Below are 21,196 nucleotides of genomic sequence, written 5' to 3' on the forward strand. Positions count from 1 at the left end.
TGTATGCGACCATTAACGAAACGCCAAGCTCAAATACTCGAACTAATAAAAGTTTTTATTAAAGACACTGGTATGCCTCCTACACGTGCCGAAATTGCACAAACATTAGGTTTTAAAAGTGCCAATGCCGCAGAAGAGCACTTAAAAGCGCTTGCCAAAAAAGGCGTTATTAAAATGAAGCCAGGCGCAAGCCGCGGTATTCAATTAGTTGAAGAAGAAGAGCCAGAGCAACTAGGTCTGCCATTAATAGGCCGAGTTGCAGCAGGTTCGCCTATTTTGGCGCAAGAACATGTTGAGAGTCACTGTAAAATAGACCCACTTATGTTTAAACCCGCCGCAGACTTTTTACTGCGTGTAAACGGTATGAGTATGAAAGATATAGGTATTATGGATGGCGACTTACTTGCCGTACACCGTACTCAAACAGCAGAAAACGGCCAAGTTGTGGTTGCACGAGTAGATGAAGATGTAACTGTAAAACGCTTAGAAAAAGCAGGCCGAAAAGTATTATTACACGCCGAAAACGAAGAGTTTACCCCTATAGAAGTAGACCTTGAAAACGAATCTTTTAATATTGAAGGTTTAGCTGTTGGCGTAATAAGAAATGCTGACTGGATGTAATTTTAACTATTTTTAAGTCACTTTTTATAAATGCGCACTGTTAAGTGTGCATTTTTGTTTTAAAAAAGACCTTCCACTACCTCAAAGCGGCCTAAAATTATTTAGCCTGTAAACTTTTTTTCACTCATACTTTTATCTTCCTAAGCGTGTTACATCCCTTAATTTTGCTCGTATCTTGGCTGTTAAATAACAATTTAATACTTCGTAATTTAATCAATTTTAAAATATCACTTGATTGTTTTTTATACTAAAACTTGCTTGTTGTACGTTTTTTAGCTAATCATTAATGTGCTGGACTAACAATAACTCACAGCTTTTTAGTTATGAGAACACACAATATACACAAACCTTTTGTTGTCCTAGCGATACCAATTAAAAATAAGATTGGTTAAAAAATAAAAATAACGAATTGGCGTTTAAGCCGTATGCCTCTTCGCTTTGCATTCGCAATAGCATCAAAGGAGCCGTCACATGGGTAAACTGACCTCTACCTTGTGGCTTGTGTTGATTATGTTCCCGCAGCAAGTGCTGGCTAATAGCCAATACAATATGCGCAAGGGCGTAACCGATATAAGTAATAATGTATATCAGCTACACATGACCATATTTTTAATATGTTGTGTGATTGGGGTGATAGTGTTCGCAATAATGTTTTGGGCACTGATTCATCACCGTAAATCTAAAGGGGCAGTCCCTGCCCAATTTCATGAAAGTACCAAAGTAGAAATTCTTTGGACTGCCATTCCGTTTGTTATTTTAATTGCCATGGCAATCCCTGCCACTAAAACCCTCATAGCAATGGAGGATGCCAGTAAGGCCGACTTAACCATTAAAATTACAGGGTCACAGTGGAAGTGGCATTATGAATATATGGGCGAAGACGTAGAGTTTTACTCTATTTTATCTACCCCTCAAGACGAAATAGCCAACCTTGCTAATAAAAACCCTAATTACTTACTTGAGGTTGATAAACCTTTAGTGCTGCCAATTAATCAAAAGGTGCGTTTTTTAATGACCTCAGATGACGTTATCCACTCTTGGTGGGTCCCTGATTTTGCCGTTAAAAAAGATGCCAATCCGGGGTTTATCAACGAAACGTGGACCAACATTAACGAAGAAGGTATTTACCGAGGACAGTGTGCAGAGCTGTGCGGTAAAGATCATGGTTTTATGCCCGTGGTGGTTGAAGCTAAGTCGCAAGAGGACTTTAACGCATGGCTTGCAGATGCTAAGCAAGCTAAGCAAAAAGCGGCATTAGCCGATGCTGCTTTGCTTGATCAAACGTTGCCTAAAGAAGAGTTAATGACTTTAGGCGAGCAAGTGTATATGGCAAGTTGCGCTGCGTGTCATCAACCAACAGGAATGGGATTACCGGGCGTGTTTCCTGCGTTAAAAGGCAATCCAATTGTTTTAGGTGATATAAAAGATCATATAGATGTTGTGATCCATGGTCGTCCAGGGACTGCAATGCAGGCATTTGCTAAACAGTTATCAATAAAGCAGCTTGCGGCAGTAATTACCTACAAGCGTAATGCGTGGGGTAATGATACGGGTGATGTCATCCAACCTAGTGAAATTCAGGCAGCACTTGATGCGGAGGCGAACTAATGAGTAGCATAGTAGAACAACCTAACGCCAATGACGCTCACCACGGTCATCACCCAGCCAAAGGTTTTAAACGTTGGTTATACACAACAAACCATAAAGATATTGGCAGCATGTACTTAATTTTTTCGCTGACTATGTTTTTAATTGGCGGTGCAATGGCCATGGTTATTCGGGCTGAGTTATTTCAGCCAGGATTACAATTGGTAGACCCACACTTTTTTAACCAGATGACCACAGTACACGGTTTAATTATGGTGTTTGGTGCTGTAATGCCGGCCTTTACGGGGCTTGCTAACTGGATGGTACCGCTCATGATTGGCGCGCCAGATATGGCACTGCCCAGAATGAACAACTGGAGCTTTTGGATTTTACCTTTCGCTTTTTTAATTTTATTGGCCTCGTTATTAATGCCTGGAGGTGGCCCCGCATTTGGCTGGACGTTCTATGCGCCGCTTTCAACAACGTACAGTAACGACAACACTGCAATGTTTGTGTTTGCAGTGCACATTATGGGGATTAGCTCAATTATGGGCGCAATAAACGTTATTGTGACCATCGTTAATTTACGTGCCCCAGGCATGACATGGATGAAGCTACCATTATTTGTTTGGACATGGCTAATAACCGCATTTTTATTAATTGCTGTTATGCCTGTATTGGCCGGAGCGGTCACTATGGTATTGACCGATAAATACTTTGGAACCAGCTTTTTTGATGCAGCAGGCGGCGGCGATCCGGTAATGTTTCAGCACATATTTTGGTTTTTTGGCCACCCCGAAGTGTACATCATGATTTTACCCGCCTTTGGTATTATTTCGACCATAGTGCCTACGTTCTCCCGTAAAAAACTATTTGGTTATGCCTCCATGGTATACGCCACTTCTTCTATCGCATTACTGAGCTTTATAGTGTGGGCGCATCATATGTTTACTACCGGTATGCCCGTTGCTGGCGAGCTATTTTTTATGTACGCGACCATGCTGATATCGGTGCCAACAGGAGTAAAAGTTTTTAACTGGGTGGCCACTATGTGGCGAGGTTCAATAAGTTTTGAAGTACCCATGTTATTTAGTATTGCATTTATTGTGCTATTTACCTTGGGGGGCTTTTCGGGGTTGATGTTGGCTATAACACCAGCTGATTTTCAATATCACGATACTTACTTTGTGGTGGCGCACTTTCATTACGTGTTAGTTACGGGGGCAATATTTTCTATTATGGCAGGCGCTTATTATTGGTTGCCTAAATGGACGGGCAATATGTACAACATTGCCTTGGCTAAGTGGCATTTTTGGTTATCGCTGGTAAGCGTTAATGTGCTGTTTTTCCCTATGCATTTTGTTGGGCTGGCAGGTATGCCTCGCCGCATTCCCGATTACGCTCTGCAGTTTGCTGACTTTAACGCGATTATAAGCATAGGTGGGTTTGCCTTTGGTTTATCGCAGTTACTCTTTGTGGCTGTGGTAATTAAATGTGCCCGAGGGGGCGATAAAGTGCCTGCAAAAGTATGGGATGGTGCTGAAGGTTTAGAGTGGGAAGTAGACTCTCCTGCGCCGTATCATACTTTTTCTACACCGCCGGAAATTAAATAATGACACATGCACCGCTATTAAAGCGCCTAATTCTTATTTGTATAGGTATGTTTGCTTTTGCATTTGCCTTAGTGCCCTTATATGACGTGTTTTGCGACATAACCGGGCTTAATGGCAAGCCGTCGCTTGAGCAAGCTAAGCAAAGTACACAAATCACTGAAAACCGAGAGATAGGTGTGAGCTTTACAACCCATGCGCAAAGTGGTGCGCCGTTTATTGTTAAGTCAAAAGAATACAGTGTTGATGTGAAACCGGGTGCTATGCGTGAGGTAATGTTTAGCGCAAAAAACACCAGTGATATCGATAAAGTAATGCAAGCGGTGCCTTCTGTGTCGCCTGGAAAGGCGGCTAAGTACTTACATAAAATAGCGTGCTTTTGTTTTGATCAACAACCGCTAAAAGCGGGTGAAGAACTTGAGTTTAAACTGCTGTTTTATGTAGATACTGCTCTGCCGAGCGACGTAGAAGAGCTAACTTTATCGTACACCGTATTTGATATTAGTGAGCAGCTGGTAGCAAGTAATAACTAGCCTGCATGTCTAGTGAAAAACTAGGAGCAAGTAACATGAATCAAGATTATGAAAACTACTACGTACCCGAGCAAAGCCCTTGGCCCATAGTGGGCGCGGTGGCGTTATTTTTTATTGCAGTGGGTGCGGCGTTAACAGTTATGAATTTAGAAAGTGAAGGGGGCAGCGGTGTGTACCTGCTATATGCAGGCATTGCAGTGCTGCTATATATGATTTTTAGTTGGTTTAAAAATGTAATTAGCGAGTCTGATCAGGGCTTGTATTCAGCGCAAATGGACCGCTCGTTCAGACAGGGCATGAGCTGGTTTATATTCTCTGAAGTCATGTTTTTTATGGCCTTTTTTGGGGCATTATTTTACGCCCGCATACTGTCGGTACCTTGGCTAGGTGGGGCTGGGAATAATGCGATGACCAACGAAGTGCTTTGGCCTACCTTTGAGGCAGTATGGCCGTTACTAACCACGCCAGCGGGTGAAACCACGCAAGCTATGGGATGGCAGGGCTTACCCCTTATTAATACGCTTATTTTATTAGCGTCTTCGGTTACTTTGCACTTTGCTCACGTAGCTATTGAAAACAATAAACGTAAACCGCTAAAAGTGATGTTGGGAGCAACCATTTTATTGGGCGTGTGCTTTTTAGCATTGCAGGTAGAAGAATATATTTATGCCTATAACGAGCTAAATCTAACACTAGATGCAGGCATTTACGGCAATACATTTTTTTTACTGACAGGTTTTCATGGCATGCATGTGACCCTTGGCGCCATTATTTTGTTTGTTGTATTTGTGCGTATTTTAAAAGGCCATTTTACGAAAGATAAACATTTTGCGTTTCAAGCAGCGGCTTGGTACTGGCATTTTGTTGATGTGGTGTGGCTGTGTTTATTTGTTTTTGTATATGTGTTGTAACGGTTAATGGTGAGTGATTAGCCTTTATAAAACCAAGTTTTACAGCGGCTATCACCATCACCAAAACTACCACAGAAAACAGCACACGACGGCCTAAAAAATGCGACATAGGCCGACCGCCAGATTTGTCGGTCACCATAATAAATAGCGCTCTAAACAAGTTGAAAAGTATAAATAGTAACAGCAGCACAATAATAATTTTAATAATCACTGGGTTGACCCTTTATGCAGTTAATTTTAAGGCGTAAACAAAAGCTTAGCTCATTTATCGCACTTTGCGTTGTGGTAGCTGTGGTGCTGGTATGTGTACGTTTAGGGTATTGGCAATTAGCAAGGGCTGAGCAAAAGCAGCAACAGCTAACAGCTATAGCTAAAATGCAAACCCAAGGTGTAATGAGCTGGGGGCAATTACAGGCCATGCCTACAAAGTGGAATAAAACAGGTGTAGTGGTTGAGCTTGTCGGAAAAATAATAAATCAGCAATACTGGCTTTTAGATAACCAAGTTTACCAAGGGCAAGTCGGTTACGATTTATTGGTTTTATTTAAGCCAAGCCAAGCAAGTGATGCTTTACTCGTTAATTTAGGGTGGGTAAAAGCGCCTATTTCACGCAGTGAATTACCGAACATCCAACTTCCTAAACGTAATATTACGTTTAAAGCGCAGATAAAAGAGCAAAATCTAACGAGCTTTAACTTACAAACCAATTCGACAAAACAAGACCTTCAAAAACGAATTCAATCAATAGATTTACAAAAGCTAAGTGAGCAGAGTAATCAATCGTTATTTAATTTTATGGCTTATCGTCAAGGTGCTGGAGATGCGCTAGCTATACCGCATTACAAAGCGGTGGTGATGAGTCCGCAAAAGCACCAAGCGTATGCAGTGCAATGGTTTTTAATAGCCTTAGCCTGTGTAGTGGTGGCCATTTTTGCCAGTAAAAAGAGGACTAACAATGAAAAATAATCCTTTAGTTTTGTTTGTTGTATGTTGCGCTGTACCGCTAGTACTCGCATACGGTGCGCTAAAACTAGACTGGTTGCCTAGCGCTATTACCAATAATGGCGAGTTTTTACAGCACGAAGTAAAGCTTGAAAACTGGCAGCAACATAACCCTAAGCAATGGACAATTGCGCTTAATTACTCCAATAAATGTAATGCTTCGTGCAATGAGCAGCTCAATGCGCTTGATAACTTATATATCGCCCTAGGAAAAAACCAAGGCAAGGTTGATATGGCTGTAATGGGGGCGCCAAAAGTTAAAAACATTCCTTGGAAAACCTTTAACGCGCAACAAAATTTGCAGCCCGCTAGCTTATATTTAATCGATCATATGGGTTTAGTGGTGCTTGAATATCCGTTTAAAGAGCAGCCTCAAGAAAACCGTTTAGTACAAAAAGGTTTATTAAAAGATTTAAAAAAACTACTTAATTATTCTCGTTCAAGCTAATTAATAGCGCATTGTTAATGGGAGATTCCTATGTATAAAAATTATAAAAACTGGGTACTTGCAACGGGGTTACTTGCGCTGTTGGTGGTAGGGCTAGGTGCTTATACACGTTTAAGTGACGCAGGTCTTGGTTGCCCTGATTGGCCAGGTTGCTATGGTTTTTTAACTGTACCAAAACATGAAGCCGATATCGCACTGGCTACCCAAAGTTACCCAGATATGATGTTTGAAACCGCCAAAGCGTGGAAAGAAATGATCCACCGTTACTTTGCAGGCGCGCTGGGGTTGCTTATTTTAGCGCTATTTGTATTGGCTTTTGTAAAGCGCCATTACTCAAACACGCCGGTTAAATTACCGCTAACCTTATTATTGTTAGTTGTATTTCAGGCTGCGCTGGGTATGTGGACCGTTACTATGAACTTGCAACCGCTCATTGTAATGGGCCATTTGTTGGGGGGATTTAGTATTTTATCGCTAATCACTCTTTTATATCTGCGTTTAACCAGTAAGCCTATAGAAGGCGGAGATAGTAGCGCTAAACGCTACTTTTCATTGAGCTTAGTTGCATTGACTGTATTGGTTATTCAAATTGCTTTAGGTGGGTGGCTTGCAGCAAATTATGCGGCGCCACACTGTAATGGTTTACCGCTGTGTAGTTATGCGCAGCCATTTTCACTCAGTAGTGTGTTTCAGCTGCCGCTTGAGCACAGTAATTATGAGTACGGAGTGTTATCGCAGCAGGCACGTATGTCTATTCATCTACTACACAGAATTTGGGCGCTAGTTACATGTATTGTGTTGGCGCTAATTATGTGGCGTATATATAGGCAAGCGCAATCTGCAAAAATAAAACACTGTACTGTCAGCGTGCTCGTTGCACTACTTTGCCAAATTAGTTTGGGACTTGCGGTGGTGCATTGGCATTTTCCGCTTGGAGTGGCACTGGCGCACAATTTAATGGCAGCTATTTTGTTATTGACTATGGTTAGGTTGTGTTACTACCTAAAAGCACGCACATAAAGGGGAATACTTATGGCACTCACACTCGACAAAAAAGAACTACAGGTTATTAGCGCATATCCTTTTATTCAACGTGCTTATAATTTACTGCAAGATTACTTAGCTATTAGCAAGTTTAAAGTAGTGGCTATGTTGGTACTTACTGCTTGGGTTGGCTTGGCACTGGCGCCTGATGTAGGGCGAGGCATTGTAGTACAATTTATTAGTTTACTAGGTATTGGCTTGCTCTCTGGCGCTGCGGCGGTAATAAACCATGTTGTTGATAGTGAAATAGATACAAAAATGGCGCGTACACGCCACCGCCCTGTAGCCAAAGGCCGGCTTAGTAAAACCCATGCGTTAAGCTTTGCAGGTGTGATAGGAGTTGCTGGTTTTATAATGCTAATGCTTTGGGCAAACACCCTAACAGCCGTGCTTACGTTGTTTGCATTAGTTGGGTATGCTTTTATTTATACCTCTTTTTTAAAGCGTGCTACACCGCAAAACATTGTAATTGGTGGCTTAGCTGGGGCAATGCCGCCCTTATTGGGTTGGGTTTCTGAAACCAATCAAATGGCAGCCGCGCCATGGTTACTTGTAATGATTATATTTACATGGACCCCACCGCATTTTTGGGCACTGGCAATAGCACGCAAAAGCGATTACGAACGCGCTAAAATTCCTATGTTGCCCGTGACTCACGGTATCGACTTTTGTAAAACCTGCGTTGTGGCTTACACCATATTACTGGCGCTTGTATGCGTATTACCTTATTTAATTGGTATGTCGGGCGGTATTTATTTAGTAGGCGCATGTGTGCTCAATGCACTCTTTTTGTATAAAGCGGTTAAGCTTAAATTAGCCCCAAATAATGATACCGCAATGGACTTATTTCGCTTTTCAATTGTGCATTTAATGGTACTCTTCGTGATCTTATTTATAGATAAATGGCTCCTTTTATGAAGCAGTTACGGATTAGCTTAGTTGTAATTTTTTCGTTTTTACTTGTCGCTTGCTCAGAGCAAAATAGTGCACCCGATGTGCAAGCCTTAGTATATGAGCAAGCAAAGCCTCTTTCTGATTTTACACTTAACGACCAAAACAGTAAGTTAGTTACCAAAGCGCAATTTTTGGGGCAGTGGAACTTAGTGTTTTTAGGCTATACTAGTTGTCCAGATATTTGCCCCTTAACGCTTGCTAAACTAAACAGCGTGTATAAAAAGTTACATAACGAATACCCATTGCAAATTTGGTTTATGTCGGTAGACCCTCAACGCGATACGCCGGTAAAGCGCAAAGCGTACATTGATTATTTTAACCCTGACTTTTTAGCTGTTTCGGGTGAGCACAAAAACCTATTCCCAGTGGTTAGAGAGCTTGGCCTAATTTATGCTATTAGTGACTCAAAAGAATCAGACTATGCGGTCGATCATAGTGCTTCGGTGGCTTTAGTTGATGCAAATGGAGCTGTAAGAGCCATATTTAAGCCTGAGTTCCAACAAGGAAATGTGCCCCTTATTAATACCACTCAACTCATTAGCGAATTTAAACAAATAGCAGATTACTATAAAAACTAGTTTTAAACTTTTCACGCATTTTAAAGGGATCTTAGGCTCCTTTTTTGCTTTTTAGCGCCACTTTTAAAAGTTTTATTAATTTTTTTGAGCCTTTTATGGCAATTTTAATAACTAAGGCTAAGCTTTTGTTATGAATTGAATTGACAGGGAAAGTCCTGAAAAAATGCTAAAACTTCCAAGCGAACTTGCGATTATGCAAGTAGAGACTCTTCACCAAGATTTATTACAAGAACTCAATAGCAATAACGATATTTGTTTAGATGTCAGTGAGGTTGTTTCAGCCGATACCGCGTCAATTCAACTTTTGTGTGCCTTACAAAAACACCTACTTACCATACACCATAAAATTGTATGGGTAGGCAGCAGTGATGCACTTCAAAACGCCATTAATCAACTTGGCTTAAGTCAATATTTAACACTTGAAAGTAAAGGTTAGAGGTTTATATGAAGAAAATTTTAGCGGTTGATGATTCTGCGTCAATGCGTCAAATGGTGAGCTTTACGCTTAAAACCGCAGGTTTTGATGTTACCGAAGCAAAAGATGGCAGCGAAGCCCTCGCGATTGCTAAGCAGCAAAGTTTTGATGCGGTAATTTCAGATGTAAATATGCCCATTATGGATGGCATTACGCTTATCAGAGAGCTCAGAGGCCTTCCTGATTACAAGTTTACGCCGCTACTTATGCTAACCACAGAGTCAGGATTAGATAAAAAAGTAGAAGGTAAAGCAGCTGGCGCAACAGGCTGGATTGTAAAACCTTTCAACCCGGATCAGTTACTAGCGGTACTTAAAAAAGTCATTCGTTAACTGAGGAGTGCGGCGTGAGTATAGATTTAAGTCAATTCTTTGAAGTGTTCTTTGAAGAAAGTTTTGAAGGCCTAGATACAATGGAGGCCGAGCTATTAAATTTAGAGCCCGGCGAAGAAGACTTAGAAACAATAAATACTATTTTTAGAGCTGCGCACTCAATTAAAGGGGGCAGTGGCACCTTTGGCTTTAACTCAGTTGCTGAGTTTACCCATGTGTTAGAAACCCTACTCGATCAAATACGCCAAGGCGAGCGCGAGCTAACCACCGAGCACGTTAATTTATTACTTAAAGCTGTTGATTGTTTGCGAGGTTTACTCGGTGAGCTGCAAGCAGAGCAAGAGCCTGATTTATCACAAGCTACGACTTTAAAAAAACAATTTGAAATTGTACTCGAAATGCAAGCCGATTCAGCCCCAAGCGAGGCAAACGAAGTAACGGCTGCTGCTGAGGTAAATACCTTTCAAATCGATTTCAAGCCGCATCATCACCTTTTTAAAACAGGTAACGAGCCTTTATTTATGATCAGCGAATTAGCTGAACTCGGCGAGCTTGAAACACAGGCATTTTTAGACGATATCCCAGATATCAAAGATTTAAGCAGTGACGAGTGCTACTTACACTGGCGCTTTTTTTTAAATACCAGCGAAAAAAAAGCCGCCATTAAAGAGGTGTTTGAATGGGTAGAAGATGATGCTGATATAAAAATAGAGATCTGTGGCGGGTTATTTGATGAAGACACTTCTCATACCGCAAACGCTGATGAAAAGAGCAGCGATAGCACAGCCCAAACACCGCCTATTAGCAATGCTAAAAAAGCACCCGATAAACCTAAAAGCAAACCCACAGCCGATAAAAAGCCAACATCAGCACCAGAGTCTACCTCAATAAGAGTAGGAATAGACAAAGTAGACTCGTTAATAAATATGGTCGGTGAGCTGGTGATAACACAAGCCATGTTAAATCAGTTGAGCGAGCAAGAAATTAGCGAATCAACCATTACGTCATTACAAGAAGGCCTGGCACAACTGGCGCATAATACTCGAGATCTGCAAGAAAATGTGATGCGTATTCGTATGTTACCGATTAACTTTGTATTTAGCCGGTTTCCGCGTTTAGTACGCGATATAGCGCAAAAACTAAATAAACAGGTGGAGTTGAAATTATTAGGCGAGCAAACCGAGCTAGATAAAACGGTAATGGAAAAAATATCTGACCCTATGGTTCACCTAGTCAGAAATTCCCTCGACCATGGCCTTGAAACAATTGAACAGCGGGTTGCCGCTGGTAAAGATCCTGTGGGCACGGTGACCTTAAATGCCTTCCATCAAGGCGGCAATATTGTGATAGAAATAATGGACGATGGACAAGGCTTAAATACGCAAAAAATTAAAGAAAAAGCCATTACGAATGAGCTGATCACCGCTGATTGTAATTTAACAGATGATGAAATTAACGAGCTTATTTTTATGCCTGGCTTTTCTACCGCCGATGCGGTTAGCGACTTGTCTGGGCGTGGTGTAGGAATGGATGTTGTTAAGCGCAATATTCAATCTTTAAATGGTTCAGTTGAGGTTTCATCAGCGCCTGGCGTTGGCTCTACCTTTACAATTAGGCTGCCCCTTACGCTTGCCATTTTAGATGGTCAATTAGTTAAAGTTGCCCAGCATACTTATATTATTCCACTTATTTCTATTGTTGAATCACTACAGATTGATATCACTAAAGTAAGCCGAGTGGGTAAAGATTTAGATGTACTAAGGCTGCGTGACGAATACATCCCTATTTTACGCCTATATCAAATTTTTAATCATCAAAACGCCATAGAGTCATTAGACAAAACTTTGCTGGTGGTTGTTGAAACCGACAACCAAAAAGTGGGTTTGCTGGTTGATGACTTACTTTCGCAGCAGCAGGTAGTAATAAAAAGTTTAGAGGCGAACTATCAAAAGGTAGACGGGGTGTCTGGAGCAACTATTTTAGGCGACGGGCGTGTATCGTTAATTGTTGATATTAGCGGCTTAATAAAATTATCAGGGCTTAAAAAACCAGGTAGCCAAGAGCTAATCATAGATTCTAAAACACCTCTGGAGGCTTCATGATTAGTGAACAAAGCGAGCTAAATAACAAAATTGATTTAGGTCAACAGCAAGGCGTTAAGCAGTTTTTAACTTTTATTATGGCAGGCGAAGAATACGGCGTAGATATATTAACCGTGCAAGAGATCAGAAGTTGGGAAGAAATTACCGTACTACCCAACGCGCCGGATTTTGTTAAAGGAGTAATTAACCTTCGCGGCACCATAGTACCAATAATAGATTTACGCTTACGTTTTGGCTTGCCAAGCACTGAATATGGGCCATTAACGGTTGTTATTGTTGTAAAAGTTATTTTTGAAAACGATTCAAAAATAATGGGTATCGCAGTAGATGCGGTGTCAGATGTTTACAGCATTGCAGAGCAAGACGCCAAGCCCGTCCCTAGCCTGTCTGATTCGAGTAATTGTGAATATGTCGCAGGGTTGGTAAACGTGGGCGAAAAAATGGTCTCGTTAATTGATTTACAAAGAACAATGGATATATAGCCACAGCGCTATGTAGCAACAAAAACAAACATAAAGGTGGTGATGGGCATGGGATGGTTTAGTAATCCGAAGCAGTCAGAATCAAGCAATGACTTAATTGTTAATGCATTAAATAAATCATTAGCGGTTATTGAGTTTGAACCCAGCGGCAGAATAATTACGGCTAATTCAAACTTTTTAAATGCAATGGGATACCGTTTAGAGGAAGTGCAAGGGCAGCACCACTCTATGTTTGTTGAACCAGATGAAGCACAAAGCAGCGAGTATAAAAATTTTTGGCAACGCTTGCGCGGTGGTGAGTTTATTTCTAATGAGTTTAAACGCCTTGCTAATGGAGGGCGAGAGGTATGGATCCAAGCTACCTACAACCCCATTATTGATAGCCAAGGGCAAGTGCTAAAAGTAATTAAATTTGCTACCGACATTACCGAACAGAAAAAGCAGGCCGCTGAAGCACAAGGCCAACTTGAGGCAATTAGTAAATCTCAGGCGGTGATTGAGTTTAATCTTGATGGCACAATTATTACTGCCAATGACAATTTTTTAAATGGTTTAGGCTATCAACTTAACGAAATAAAAGGCCAGCATCATAAATTATTTGTGAACCCAGAATACGCTAAAACAAACGAATACAAACAGTTTTGGGACAAGTTAGGACGAGGAGAGTACGACTCCGGCGAGTACATGCGAATAGGTAAACAAGGGCAAGAAATATGGATTCAAGCCTCTTACAACCCGATATTTGATTTAAACGGTAAGCCTTATAAAGTGATAAAATACGCCAGTGATATCACCGCGCAAAAGCAGCTCGAGCGCGAGTCTAAAAAGGCTGCGGACTTAGCAAGTGCGTTAACCGTTTGCCAAGCCAATGTAATGATTGCCGATAAAGACCTCAATATTATATTTGTGAATGAGCAGGTTAAGTTAATGCTCAAAGCACGTGAAACGGCCTTGCAAAGTGTGCTACCTAGTTTTTCTGTCGATAATTTAATTGGCACATGTGTAGACGATTTTCATAAGCACCCAGCCCATCAACGTGAACTATTAAAAAACTTAAAACAGCCTTATAAAACTGAGTTACGTTTAGCAGGGCTTATTTTTAGCTTAATTGCTACACCGTGGATAAACCATGAAGGTAAGCATTTAGGCACCATTGTTGAGTGGGAAGATATCACTGATAGCGTAGCAAAAGCAGAGCAAGAACGTGCAGAAGCACAAGAAAACTTACGAGTAAAACAAGCGCTTGATACCGTAGCAACAAACACCATGATAGCCGATGCTTCAAATGTAATTGTATACATGAACAACGCGGTTAAATCGATGATGAGTCTTGCTGAAGATGATTTGAAAAGGGAGCTACCAAACTTTGATAGCACCAACTTAATGCAGCAAAACATTGATATATTCCACAAAAACCCAGCTCATCAACAAAACTTATTAGCAAAGCTTACAACAACTTACCGAGCCGAAATAAAAGTAGGTGGGCGCACTTTTGGTTTAGTTGCAAACCCTATTTTTACACCAGAACAAGAACGTATAGGAACTGTTGTTGAGTGGGAAGATAGAACGGCTGAAGTAGCAATAGAAAAAGAAATTGCCCAATTAGTTAGCGATGCGGGCAATGGCGATTTAGAAACCCGAGTAGATGAAAAAGGAAAAGAAGGCTTTTTCTTACGTTTAGCACAAGGCTTAAATAGCTTAGTTGAAATTGTTGATGATGCCGTTAGTGATACCGCGCAAATGCTTGATGCAATGGCCAATGGCGACCTATCAAAGCGCATAGAAAAAGAGTATCAAGGCTCGTTTGATAAGCTTAAGCAAGATGCTAATACCACTGCAGATAAGCTAACCGATGTTATAAATCGCATAAACTCATCAGCCACACTTGTTGCCAGTGGTGCAGAGGAAATTTCGCAAGGTAATGCTGATTTAAGTCAACGTACCGAAGAGCAAGCTTCATCACTTGAAGAAACAGCTTCTAGCATGGAAGAAATGACCAGTACCGTAAGGCAAAATGCGGATAATGCAAAAGTTGCTAACGATTTAGCCGAAGAAACCTGCGACAAAGCAATTCAGGGTGGCGAAGTTGTAAATAGAGCAGTAACGAGTATGTCGGCCATTAACGAGTCGAGTAAAAAAATTGCAGACATTATTGGTGTTATTGATGAAATTGCCTTTCAAACTAATTTATTGGCACTCAACGCCGCCGTTGAAGCAGCCAGAGCAGGAGAGCAGGGCCGTGGCTTTGCCGTTGTTGCTGGTGAGGTGCGCAACCTAGCTCAGCGCTCAGCCGGTGCTGCTAAAGAAATTAAAGAGCTTATTAGAGACAGTGTGGCAAAAGTTACCGATGGTTCTGTGCTTGTAAATGAGTCGGGTGAAACGCTCAGAGAAATAGTTTCAAGTGTGCAACGTGTTACTCAAATGATTGCAGATATTACCGAGGCCTCTGAAGAGCAAAGCGCAGGCATTGAGCAAGTCAATAAAGCGGTTGCCCAAATGGATGAGATGACCCAGCAAAATGCGGCACTTGTAGAAGAAGCCTCTGCTGCGGGCGAGTCAATGGCTGAGCAAGCAAACGAGATGCGCCAGCTATTGCACTTTTTCTCATTTGGTCAGCAAGGCATGAATACATTGCCAAATACGCACTTTGAACGCTCAGCGCCCCCTGCGCGCCAACCTAGTGGCTATTTAAAAAATCCCCAACCCAAAGGCGAAAACTTTATAGACTCAGCAGATGAATGGGAAGAGTTTTAGTCATTACTGGCTTGCTAGTTAATACCCTAGCAAGCCTGCTTTACAAGGGATGGTATGACAATGAAAGAATTTTTATGTACCGATAAAGATTTTAAAGACATTGCCACTTTAGTTTATAACGCATGCGGAATTGTGCTTGGCGATCATAAGCGCGAAATGGTGTATTCCCGTTTAGCAAGAAGGGTAAGGGAGCATAAACTTAAAAACTTTTCACAATACTTAGAATACTTACACAATAATAAAGAGGCTGAGTTTGACGCATTTATTAATGCTATTACCACTAACTTAACGTCTTTTTTTAGAGAGCCCCACCACTTTGAGTTTTTAAAAAACACCATAGTGCCGCAGTTACTTAGCAGTAACAAAGTCACAAAACGAGTACGCGTATGGTCAGCGGGTTGCTCTACCGGTGAAGAGCCATACAGCTTAGCAATAACCCTTGCCGATTTATTCCCAAGTTCTTGGGATGTAAAAATTTTAGCAACCGATTTAGATTCTAATGTATTAGCCAAAGCACAAGCGGGTATTTATACCGCGGCTAATGTAAATGGATTAGAGAACAATGTACTTAAAAAGTGGTTTTTAAAAAGCAAAGATGGGCAAACATATAAGGTGAAACCACAGCTAAATAAGCATATTTTTTTTAAACGCCTTAACCTTTTACAAGAATGGCCTATGAAAGGGCAGTTTGACTTAATTTTATGTCGTAACGTGGTTATTTATTTTGATAAAGAAACAAAAGACACCTTGTTTGAACGTTATGCAAATGCACTTAATCGTGATGGGTATTTGTTTTTAGGGCACTCAGAGAGTATGGGAAAAGAGCATTCTGAGTTTAAAAATTTAGGGAAAACCATGTATCAAAAGCAACACAATGCACGCACAGTTTAGGCCGGTGCTGCCAGGGTTTGAACATATAAAACGTTACTGGGATGCCGGACGCACAAGCGTGGTGGCAAAAATATTACCTGGCGAATTTTATGTTTCAAAAAATGATGAGCTTATTTCTACGGTACTTGGGTCGTGCATCGCCGCGTGTGTTTATGATGAAAAAGCCGGTATAGGCGGTGTAAACCACTTTATGTTGCCGGTAAAAAAAGGCCTAGAATTAAACAGTGCCCATAGTTTGAGCTGCCGCTACGGAAATTGGGCAATGGAATACCTGATCAACGAAGTACTCAAAGGTGGTGCAGCGCGAAAAAATTTAAAAATAAAACTCTTTGGTGGCGGCAAAATAATTAGTGCAATGACCGACATAGGGATAGGTAATATTAGCTTTGCCAATGCCTATATTCAGGAAGAGTCGCTCAATCTTGTTGCACAAGATATGGGGGGGCCGTGGCCTCGAAAAATTTTTTTTCATCCGCATACGGGCAAAGTCCACGTAAAAAAACTGAAGAATTTGCACAACAACACAATTGAAAAACGCGAAGTGCGCTACCTGCAAAACCTTAAGCAACAAGATAAAGCCACCGAGACTAACATAGAGCTGTTTTAGGAGCCGTAATGGTTAAAGTTCTGATAATTGATGATTCACCACTGATAAGGCGTTTGCTGAGCGAAATATTATCTCAGGCTAGCGATATCGAGGTTGTTGGCTGTGCTGAAGACCCTTATCAAGCACGAGAAATGATTAAATTGCTCAATCCAGATGTGCTTACCCTCGATGTCGAAATGCCAAAAATGGACGGCATTAGCTTTTTAAGAAACCTAATGCGCTTAAGACCTATGCCCGTTGTGATGATTTCTACATTAACCCAGCAAGGTTCGCCTATCACCTTAGAAGCGCTTGAGCTAGGTGCGGTGGATTTTATTGCCAAGCCGACCGTGAATGTTAAGCAGCAAATGAGTCAGTATGCATATGTTGTACAGCAAAAAGTGCGCGTGGCGGCAGGTGCAAGGGTAAGAAGTTTTAAAAAGGTAAGCACCGAAAATGAACCTTTACCTACCAATGCGCAATTTTTATTAAACAAGGTAATAGCGATAGGGGCTTCAACAGGGGGCACCGAAGCAATAAAAGAAGTGCTTATAAAAATGCCGACCAATTGCCCTGCGATTGTGATTACCCAGCATATTCCTCCGGTATTTAGTACCTCGTTTGCGCAGCGTATGGACCGCACCTGTGCAATTAACGTAAAAGAAGCGCAGCACGGAGATAAGCTCACTGCAGGGTGGGCTTATATAGCCCCAGGTGGTCTGCACTTAAGCATAAAAAAAAGAGGGGCAAGTTTATATTGCGAGCTTGAAGATTCTGAGCCGGTTAACCGCCATAAACCGGCGGTAGATGTATTATTTAACTCGTTACTTGAGTGCGGCGCAAAAAACATTGTGGCAGCGCTACTAACCGGTATGGGGAGCGATGGCGCAAAGGGCTTGCTTAGCATTAAACAAGCTGGCGGTTACACCATTGCACAGGATGAGTTTTCTTCTGTGGTGTGGGGAATGCCCAAAGCGGCGGTTGATTTAGGCGCCGCTCATGAAATTGTTGCGCTTGATAAAGTAACCCAGCGCTTATTGCATCAGGCTATAAAGGTGTAATTGCTACTGGATCACCCACGGCTGCGAAAACCAATAGTAACTACCAGGGTGCTTAATTGAAGGGGCGGTACAATTAAAGCGTGAACGACCTTCATTTAGCGCCTTTGGGGAGTCAATTTTTACAGTTGTGTCGTTTATCCAGGTTAACTTAGCCTGCCCTACACTTGATACATAACATGCAAACTGACTTTTATGAAAATCACCCATTTCAAACTCAATGCTGAGCGTTGGCGGGTTTTGTGAAGTTACACTGTCTTGGTAATCTAGGTTTTTAATACTAAACGCCCGAGAGTTTAATTTTGTAATTAACGTATCTAATTTACTGTAAAAGCCAGAGGCTGGAAAACGCGGTAAGCGGGTAAAGTTAGAATCTTTATTAACCGCGCCTGAGTGTTGGCCTATACCAATAAAGCCAAGCTCTTTTACAAGCGTTTGCAGTTTGTTATTAAATTCACCATATGGGTAAGCTAGGTATTTATAGTCATGGCCTATTTCTTCTTTAATACGTTGCTGAGAATGCAAAATATCTTGTTTTATACGTGCTTGCCACTGTGTATCGCTTTCATTTTTTAGCTTAATATGCAGGTAGTCATGCTGAGCAGTATGATTGGCAATTAACGCACCTTTGCCAGCGAGCTCTTTCAACTTTTCCCACCCCATTACGTAGCCTTTACCTTCATCAATAAGCGTAGGGTTTACAAAAATAGTATAGGGGTAACCAAATTTTTCTAAAATAGGCGCTGCTTGTTCGTAGTTGTTGTTATAGCCATCATCAAAGGTGATAGCGACTGTTTTCTCAGGTAAGGTTTTATCTTGTTGTAAAGCACTTATTAGCTCATTTAGCGCAATAACATTAAAGTTATGCTCTTTTAAGTAACTTAAATGCTTAGTAAAGGTATTTGCGCTTACACTGGTTACAGCTGGAAGGGTTTCGCTTACATGGTGATACTGTAAAATAACTGCCGCATGAGCACGTACTGAAAAACCAATAAGAGTAATTAAAACTAAATGAAACAATTTCTTAAACATAATAAGGCACACCATAAAAGCTTGCTGTTGCTAGCGGGTCCAATGATATTATCAAATATTACTGTCCCACTGTTAGGAATTGTTGATACCGCTGTTATTGGCCACTTAGGTAGCGCACATTATTTAGCGGGCATCGCACTTGGCTCAGCTGTTATTTCTATTTTATTTTGGCTCGCCGGTTTTTTACGTATGAGCACCACTGGGTTGGTAGCCCAAGCATACGGGCAAAATAACTTAACACAGTTGGCAGCGCTTTTAAAACGCAGCTTACTGCTTGCCGTGTGTGTAGCGTTAGCGCTTATTGCTTTATCGCCTTTAATAAAACAAGCAATTGCTTTTTTGTCAGGCGCAAATAGCGAGGTTTTAGCGCAAGCATATCAGTATTTTAGTATTCGTATATTTAGTGCCCCTGCCGCACTGTGTAATTTAGTGCTGCTTGGGTGGATGCTTGGCGTACATTATGGGCGTGGGCCATTTTACTTGCTACTAGTGACCAATATTACCAACATAGTGCTCGATATATACTTTGTGGTGTATTTAGACTGGGCAGTAGCGGGAGCAGCGTGGGCGTCGTTAATTGCAGATTACAGCGCGTTGGCTTTTGCGTTGCTACTAGTGATTAAGCTTGCTAAAAAGCAAGGCGTGGCGCTAAGCGTGCCAAACTGGCTCAGTATTAGCAAAATGACAGAGCTACTTAGTTTAAATAGAGATATATTTATCCGCTCATTAATTTTGCAATTGTGCTTTAGCTTTATGACCTTTTATGGCGCTCGCATAGGCGAAACAACGCTTGCAGCGAATGCTGTGTTACTTAACTTTTTAATGTTAGTAAGCTTTGCTCTTGATGGGATAGCCTATGCAAGCGAAGCCAAAGTTGGTCAAGCTAAAGGCCAGCAAAGCGTTAATAACATTAGATTGTGGGTAAAAATAAGTGTGTTTTGGGGGATGCTTTTTGGCGTGCTATACAGCGTATTTTTTGCAGTGTTTGGCAGCGCTATAATTAAGCTTTTAACCAATGTACCCGAGGTGATAGAAGCTGCGACAAATTACTTACCGTGGGTAATAGCATTGCCTATGTTAGCAATGAGCTGCTTTTTGTTTGATGGCGTATTTGTAGGGCTTACACGGGCAAAAAATATGCGTAATAGTATGATTCTTTCAGCTGCTGTTGGCTTTTTTGGGGTGTTTTGGGTGTTTATAGAGTGGCAAAATAATGCATTATGGCTGGCTATGAGTTGCTTTATGCTTATGCGCGGCGTTACGTTAATTATTAAGTATTTTCAGTTAAAAGCAACTAATCAGCTGCTAGATTAAGCGAACGTGTCATTTCCAGAGGTCGGGGTCGTGATCTTTTGGCCCCATGTCTTTTAAAACTTGCGAGAAACGATTGGCAAAAATACCGCTATAACCCCATGCAGCAAAAAATAAAGCCGGGATTAAAATTACCACACCTATAATTTGCAAACTAAAGTGAGTGTAGTAGCCAAGGGCAATAAATATCACGGCTAGCACAAACAGTGCTAAGCCGCGAAAAAAGCGCGTTAAACTCAACTTAGGGTTGCTCCCTAAGCGATAAATAAGCGGCTTTAACATTATTGCTTAATAATAAGAGTGATCGCCCGCTTGGTGCTCGGTAATATCGGCAACACCGGTGATTTCATCAAACTTTGCAATCATTTCTTTCTCGATGCCTTCTTTAAGCGTTACATCGATCATAGAACACCCATTACAACCACCACCAAATTGAAGTACAGCAATACCATCAGCGGTTACTTCAACTAGGCTTACTTGACCACCGTGGTTAGCTAGCTGTGGGTTTACTTCGGTTTCTAGCATGTGTTGAACACGCTCATTTAGCGATGCGTTATCGCCTAGTTTACGTGCCTTTGCATTAGGCGCTTTTAACGTTAGCTGAGTGCCCATTTTGTCGGTAACAAAATCAATTTCAGCTTCTTCTAAAAAAGGAGCGCTTTCTGTATCTACTACGGCATCAAAACCATTAAAGTTAAGACGAATATCGCTGTCTTCTACGGCGTCTTCTGGGCAATAAGAAACACCACATTCCGCTTGTGATGTACCAGGGTTTACAACAAACACACGAATATTAGTTTGTTGTGCTTGATCTGCTAAAAGTTTAGCAAAATGCGCTTGTGCTGTTTCGGAAATAGAAATCATAAAACCGTCTATACTTGACTA

General features: G+C 41.3%; 23 protein-coding genes. 19 read left to right on the top strand and 4 right to left on the bottom strand.

Features of this window, described 5'->3' with window-relative positions; all coding sequences use genetic code 11:
* Window positions 1-3: 3 nt before the first annotated feature.
* From lexA to WDB87_RS11960, 5 genes are all read left to right on the top strand, one after another.
* Window positions 4-621, top strand: a complete 618-nt coding sequence (gene lexA, locus WDB87_RS11940; protein WP_004588213.1) for a transcriptional repressor LexA — start codon at window positions 4-6, stop codon at window positions 619-621.
* A gap of 471 nt (window positions 622-1,092) precedes the next feature.
* The gene (coxB, locus tag WDB87_RS11945) at window positions 1,093-2,229 is read left to right on the top strand and encodes a cytochrome c oxidase subunit II (RefSeq protein ID WP_337849984.1); all 1,137 of its coding nucleotides are present in this window, start codon (window positions 1,093-1,095) and stop codon (window positions 2,227-2,229) included.
* Window positions 2,229-3,821, top strand: a complete 1,593-nt coding sequence (gene ctaD, locus WDB87_RS11950; RefSeq protein WP_004588215.1) for a cytochrome c oxidase subunit I — start codon at window positions 2,229-2,231, stop codon at window positions 3,819-3,821. Before coxB ends, ctaD begins: the two co-directional genes overlap by 1 nt.
* Entirely contained in the window at window positions 3,821-4,351 is a 531-nt protein-coding gene (locus WDB87_RS11955) for a cytochrome c oxidase assembly protein (protein WP_055015465.1), read from the top strand. The genes ctaD and WDB87_RS11955 overlap by 1 nt, the downstream gene beginning before the upstream one ends.
* Before the next feature lie 35 nt (window positions 4,352-4,386).
* On the top strand, window positions 4,387-5,262 hold the full coding sequence (locus WDB87_RS11960) for a cytochrome c oxidase subunit 3 (protein ID WP_337849985.1): 876 nt from the start codon (window positions 4,387-4,389) through the stop codon (window positions 5,260-5,262).
* Here WDB87_RS11960 and WDB87_RS11965 read toward each other — a convergent pair.
* Complete coding sequence (locus WDB87_RS11965; RefSeq protein ID WP_308447155.1) at window positions 5,162-5,473, bottom strand: DUF2909 domain-containing protein; 312 nt, start codon at window positions 5,471-5,473, stop codon at window positions 5,162-5,164. The two genes, WDB87_RS11960 and WDB87_RS11965, sit on opposite strands and share 101 nt — an antisense overlap.
* Before the next feature lie 14 nt (window positions 5,474-5,487).
* Between WDB87_RS11965 and WDB87_RS11970 the strand changes: the two genes are divergently transcribed.
* The 13 genes from WDB87_RS11970 (at window position 5,488) to WDB87_RS12030 (ending at window position 17,971) form a co-directional block, all read left to right on the top strand.
* Window positions 5,488-6,228 (top strand): SURF1 family protein, encoded by a 741-nt coding sequence (locus WDB87_RS11970; RefSeq protein ID WP_286245546.1) that lies wholly within the window; start codon window positions 5,488-5,490, stop codon window positions 6,226-6,228.
* Window positions 6,218-6,712: a hypothetical protein gene (locus WDB87_RS11975; RefSeq protein ID WP_004588220.1), complete on the top strand. Its 495-nt coding sequence runs from the start codon at window positions 6,218-6,220 to the stop codon at window positions 6,710-6,712. The genes WDB87_RS11970 and WDB87_RS11975 overlap by 11 nt, the downstream gene beginning before the upstream one ends.
* Before the next feature lie 30 nt (window positions 6,713-6,742).
* Window positions 6,743-7,732 carry a COX15/CtaA family protein gene (locus tag WDB87_RS11980; RefSeq protein WP_337849986.1) on the top strand — a complete coding sequence of 330 codons (990 nt, stop codon included), beginning with the start codon at window positions 6,743-6,745 and terminating at the stop codon, window positions 7,730-7,732.
* A gap of 12 nt (window positions 7,733-7,744) precedes the next feature.
* Window positions 7,745-8,674, top strand: coding sequence for a heme o synthase (gene cyoE / locus WDB87_RS11985; protein WP_337849987.1), 930 nt, complete (start codon window positions 7,745-7,747; stop codon window positions 8,672-8,674).
* Window positions 8,671-9,288, top strand: coding sequence for an SCO family protein (locus tag WDB87_RS11990; RefSeq protein ID WP_337849988.1), 618 nt, complete (start codon window positions 8,671-8,673; stop codon window positions 9,286-9,288). Before cyoE ends, WDB87_RS11990 begins: the two co-directional genes overlap by 4 nt.
* A 163-nt stretch (window positions 9,289-9,451) precedes the next feature.
* Window positions 9,452-9,724 carry an STAS domain-containing protein gene (locus WDB87_RS11995; RefSeq protein WP_004588224.1) on the top strand — a complete coding sequence of 91 codons (273 nt, stop codon included), beginning with the start codon at window positions 9,452-9,454 and terminating at the stop codon, window positions 9,722-9,724.
* 8 nt (window positions 9,725-9,732) lie between these two features.
* Window positions 9,733-10,095 carry a response regulator gene (locus WDB87_RS12000; protein WP_029773320.1) on the top strand — a complete coding sequence of 121 codons (363 nt, stop codon included), beginning with the start codon at window positions 9,733-9,735 and terminating at the stop codon, window positions 10,093-10,095.
* A gap of 14 nt (window positions 10,096-10,109) precedes the next feature.
* On the top strand, window positions 10,110-12,197 hold the full coding sequence (locus tag WDB87_RS12005) for a chemotaxis protein CheA (RefSeq protein WP_337849989.1): 2,088 nt from the start codon (window positions 10,110-10,112) through the stop codon (window positions 12,195-12,197).
* Window positions 12,194-12,679 (top strand): chemotaxis protein CheW, encoded by a 486-nt coding sequence (locus WDB87_RS12010; protein WP_004588228.1) that lies wholly within the window; start codon window positions 12,194-12,196, stop codon window positions 12,677-12,679. The genes WDB87_RS12005 and WDB87_RS12010 overlap by 4 nt, the downstream gene beginning before the upstream one ends.
* Window positions 12,680-12,727: 48 nt before the next feature.
* Window positions 12,728-15,433 carry a methyl-accepting chemotaxis protein gene (locus WDB87_RS12015; protein WP_337849990.1) on the top strand — a complete coding sequence of 902 codons (2,706 nt, stop codon included), beginning with the start codon at window positions 12,728-12,730 and terminating at the stop codon, window positions 15,431-15,433.
* Between the two features lie 60 nt (window positions 15,434-15,493).
* The gene (locus WDB87_RS12020; protein ID WP_286245539.1) at window positions 15,494-16,324 is read left to right on the top strand and encodes a CheR family methyltransferase; all 831 of its coding nucleotides are present in this window, start codon (window positions 15,494-15,496) and stop codon (window positions 16,322-16,324) included.
* The gene (cheD, locus tag WDB87_RS12025) at window positions 16,308-16,931 is read left to right on the top strand and encodes a chemoreceptor glutamine deamidase CheD (protein WP_029774194.1); all 624 of its coding nucleotides are present in this window, start codon (window positions 16,308-16,310) and stop codon (window positions 16,929-16,931) included. The genes WDB87_RS12020 and cheD overlap by 17 nt, the downstream gene beginning before the upstream one ends.
* A gap of 8 nt (window positions 16,932-16,939) precedes the next feature.
* Entirely contained in the window at window positions 16,940-17,971 is a 1,032-nt protein-coding gene (locus tag WDB87_RS12030; protein WP_286245538.1) for a protein-glutamate methylesterase/protein-glutamine glutaminase, read from the top strand.
* Window positions 17,972-17,974: 3 nt separating this feature from the next.
* On the opposite strand, the gene WDB87_RS12035 is transcribed toward WDB87_RS12030, so the two are convergent.
* Entirely contained in the window at window positions 17,975-19,000 is a 1,026-nt protein-coding gene (locus tag WDB87_RS12035) for a polysaccharide deacetylase family protein (RefSeq protein WP_337849991.1), read from the bottom strand.
* Window positions 19,001-19,042: 42 nt separating this feature from the next.
* Between WDB87_RS12035 and WDB87_RS12040 the strand changes: the two genes are divergently transcribed.
* The gene (locus tag WDB87_RS12040) at window positions 19,043-20,314 is read left to right on the top strand and encodes an MATE family efflux transporter (RefSeq protein ID WP_286245536.1); all 1,272 of its coding nucleotides are present in this window, start codon (window positions 19,043-19,045) and stop codon (window positions 20,312-20,314) included.
* A gap of 9 nt (window positions 20,315-20,323) precedes the next feature.
* On the opposite strand, the gene WDB87_RS12045 is transcribed toward WDB87_RS12040, so the two are convergent.
* Both WDB87_RS12045 and nfuA read right to left on the bottom strand, forming a co-directional pair.
* Window positions 20,324-20,593, bottom strand: a complete 270-nt coding sequence (locus WDB87_RS12045; RefSeq protein WP_029774191.1) for a hypothetical protein — start codon at window positions 20,591-20,593, stop codon at window positions 20,324-20,326.
* A gap of 6 nt (window positions 20,594-20,599) precedes the next feature.
* Window positions 20,600-21,175 (bottom strand): Fe-S biogenesis protein NfuA, encoded by a 576-nt coding sequence (gene nfuA / locus WDB87_RS12050; protein ID WP_337849992.1) that lies wholly within the window; start codon window positions 21,173-21,175, stop codon window positions 20,600-20,602.
* Between the last annotated feature and the right edge of the window lie 21 nt (window positions 21,176-21,196).

Origin of the sequence: Pseudoalteromonas sp. C12FD-1 (genome assembly GCF_037414265.1) — a bacterium.
GTDB lineage: Bacteria > Pseudomonadota > Gammaproteobacteria > Enterobacterales > Alteromonadaceae > Pseudoalteromonas.

What these genes read in the sequence shown, in the direction of transcription:
- WDB87_RS11970 (WP_286245546.1), top strand. Translation starts at nt 5,488, where the DNA reads ATGCAGTTAATTTTAAGGCGTAAACAAAAGCTTAGCTCATTTATCGCA.
- coxB (WP_337849984.1), top strand. Translation starts at nt 1,093, where the DNA reads ATGGGTAAACTGACCTCTACCTTGTGGCTTGTGTTGATTATGTTCCCG.
- WDB87_RS12020 (WP_286245539.1), top strand. Translation starts at nt 15,494, where the DNA reads ATGAAAGAATTTTTATGTACCGATAAAGATTTTAAAGACATTGCCACT.
- WDB87_RS12010 (WP_004588228.1), top strand. Translation starts at nt 12,194, where the DNA reads ATGATTAGTGAACAAAGCGAGCTAAATAACAAAATTGATTTAGGTCAA.
- WDB87_RS11995 (WP_004588224.1), top strand. Translation starts at nt 9,452, where the DNA reads ATGCTAAAACTTCCAAGCGAACTTGCGATTATGCAAGTAGAGACTCTT.
- WDB87_RS11990 (WP_337849988.1), top strand. Translation starts at nt 8,671, where the DNA reads ATGAAGCAGTTACGGATTAGCTTAGTTGTAATTTTTTCGTTTTTACTT.
- WDB87_RS12030 (WP_286245538.1), top strand. Translation starts at nt 16,940, where the DNA reads ATGGTTAAAGTTCTGATAATTGATGATTCACCACTGATAAGGCGTTTG.
- WDB87_RS11955 (WP_055015465.1), top strand. Translation starts at nt 3,821, where the DNA reads ATGACACATGCACCGCTATTAAAGCGCCTAATTCTTATTTGTATAGGT.
- WDB87_RS12045 (WP_029774191.1), bottom strand. Translation starts at nt 20,593, where the DNA reads ATGTTAAAGCCGCTTATTTATCGCTTAGGGAGCAACCCTAAGTTGAGT.
- WDB87_RS12000 (WP_029773320.1), top strand. Translation starts at nt 9,733, where the DNA reads ATGAAGAAAATTTTAGCGGTTGATGATTCTGCGTCAATGCGTCAAATG.
- WDB87_RS11960 (WP_337849985.1), top strand. Translation starts at nt 4,387, where the DNA reads ATGAATCAAGATTATGAAAACTACTACGTACCCGAGCAAAGCCCTTGG.
- cyoE (WP_337849987.1), top strand. Translation starts at nt 7,745, where the DNA reads ATGGCACTCACACTCGACAAAAAAGAACTACAGGTTATTAGCGCATAT.
- ctaD (WP_004588215.1), top strand. Translation starts at nt 2,229, where the DNA reads ATGAGTAGCATAGTAGAACAACCTAACGCCAATGACGCTCACCACGGT.
- lexA (WP_004588213.1), top strand. Translation starts at nt 4, where the DNA reads ATGCGACCATTAACGAAACGCCAAGCTCAAATACTCGAACTAATAAAA.
- WDB87_RS12015 (WP_337849990.1), top strand. Translation starts at nt 12,728, where the DNA reads ATGGGATGGTTTAGTAATCCGAAGCAGTCAGAATCAAGCAATGACTTA.
- WDB87_RS11975 (WP_004588220.1), top strand. Translation starts at nt 6,218, where the DNA reads ATGAAAAATAATCCTTTAGTTTTGTTTGTTGTATGTTGCGCTGTACCG.
- WDB87_RS12035 (WP_337849991.1), bottom strand. Translation starts at nt 19,000, where the DNA reads ATGTTTAAGAAATTGTTTCATTTAGTTTTAATTACTCTTATTGGTTTT.
- WDB87_RS12040 (WP_286245536.1), top strand. Translation starts at nt 19,043, where the DNA reads ATGATATTATCAAATATTACTGTCCCACTGTTAGGAATTGTTGATACC.
- cheD (WP_029774194.1), top strand. Translation starts at nt 16,308, where the DNA reads ATGCACGCACAGTTTAGGCCGGTGCTGCCAGGGTTTGAACATATAAAA.
- nfuA (WP_337849992.1), bottom strand. Translation starts at nt 21,175, where the DNA reads ATGATTTCTATTTCCGAAACAGCACAAGCGCATTTTGCTAAACTTTTA.
- WDB87_RS11980 (WP_337849986.1), top strand. Translation starts at nt 6,743, where the DNA reads ATGTATAAAAATTATAAAAACTGGGTACTTGCAACGGGGTTACTTGCG.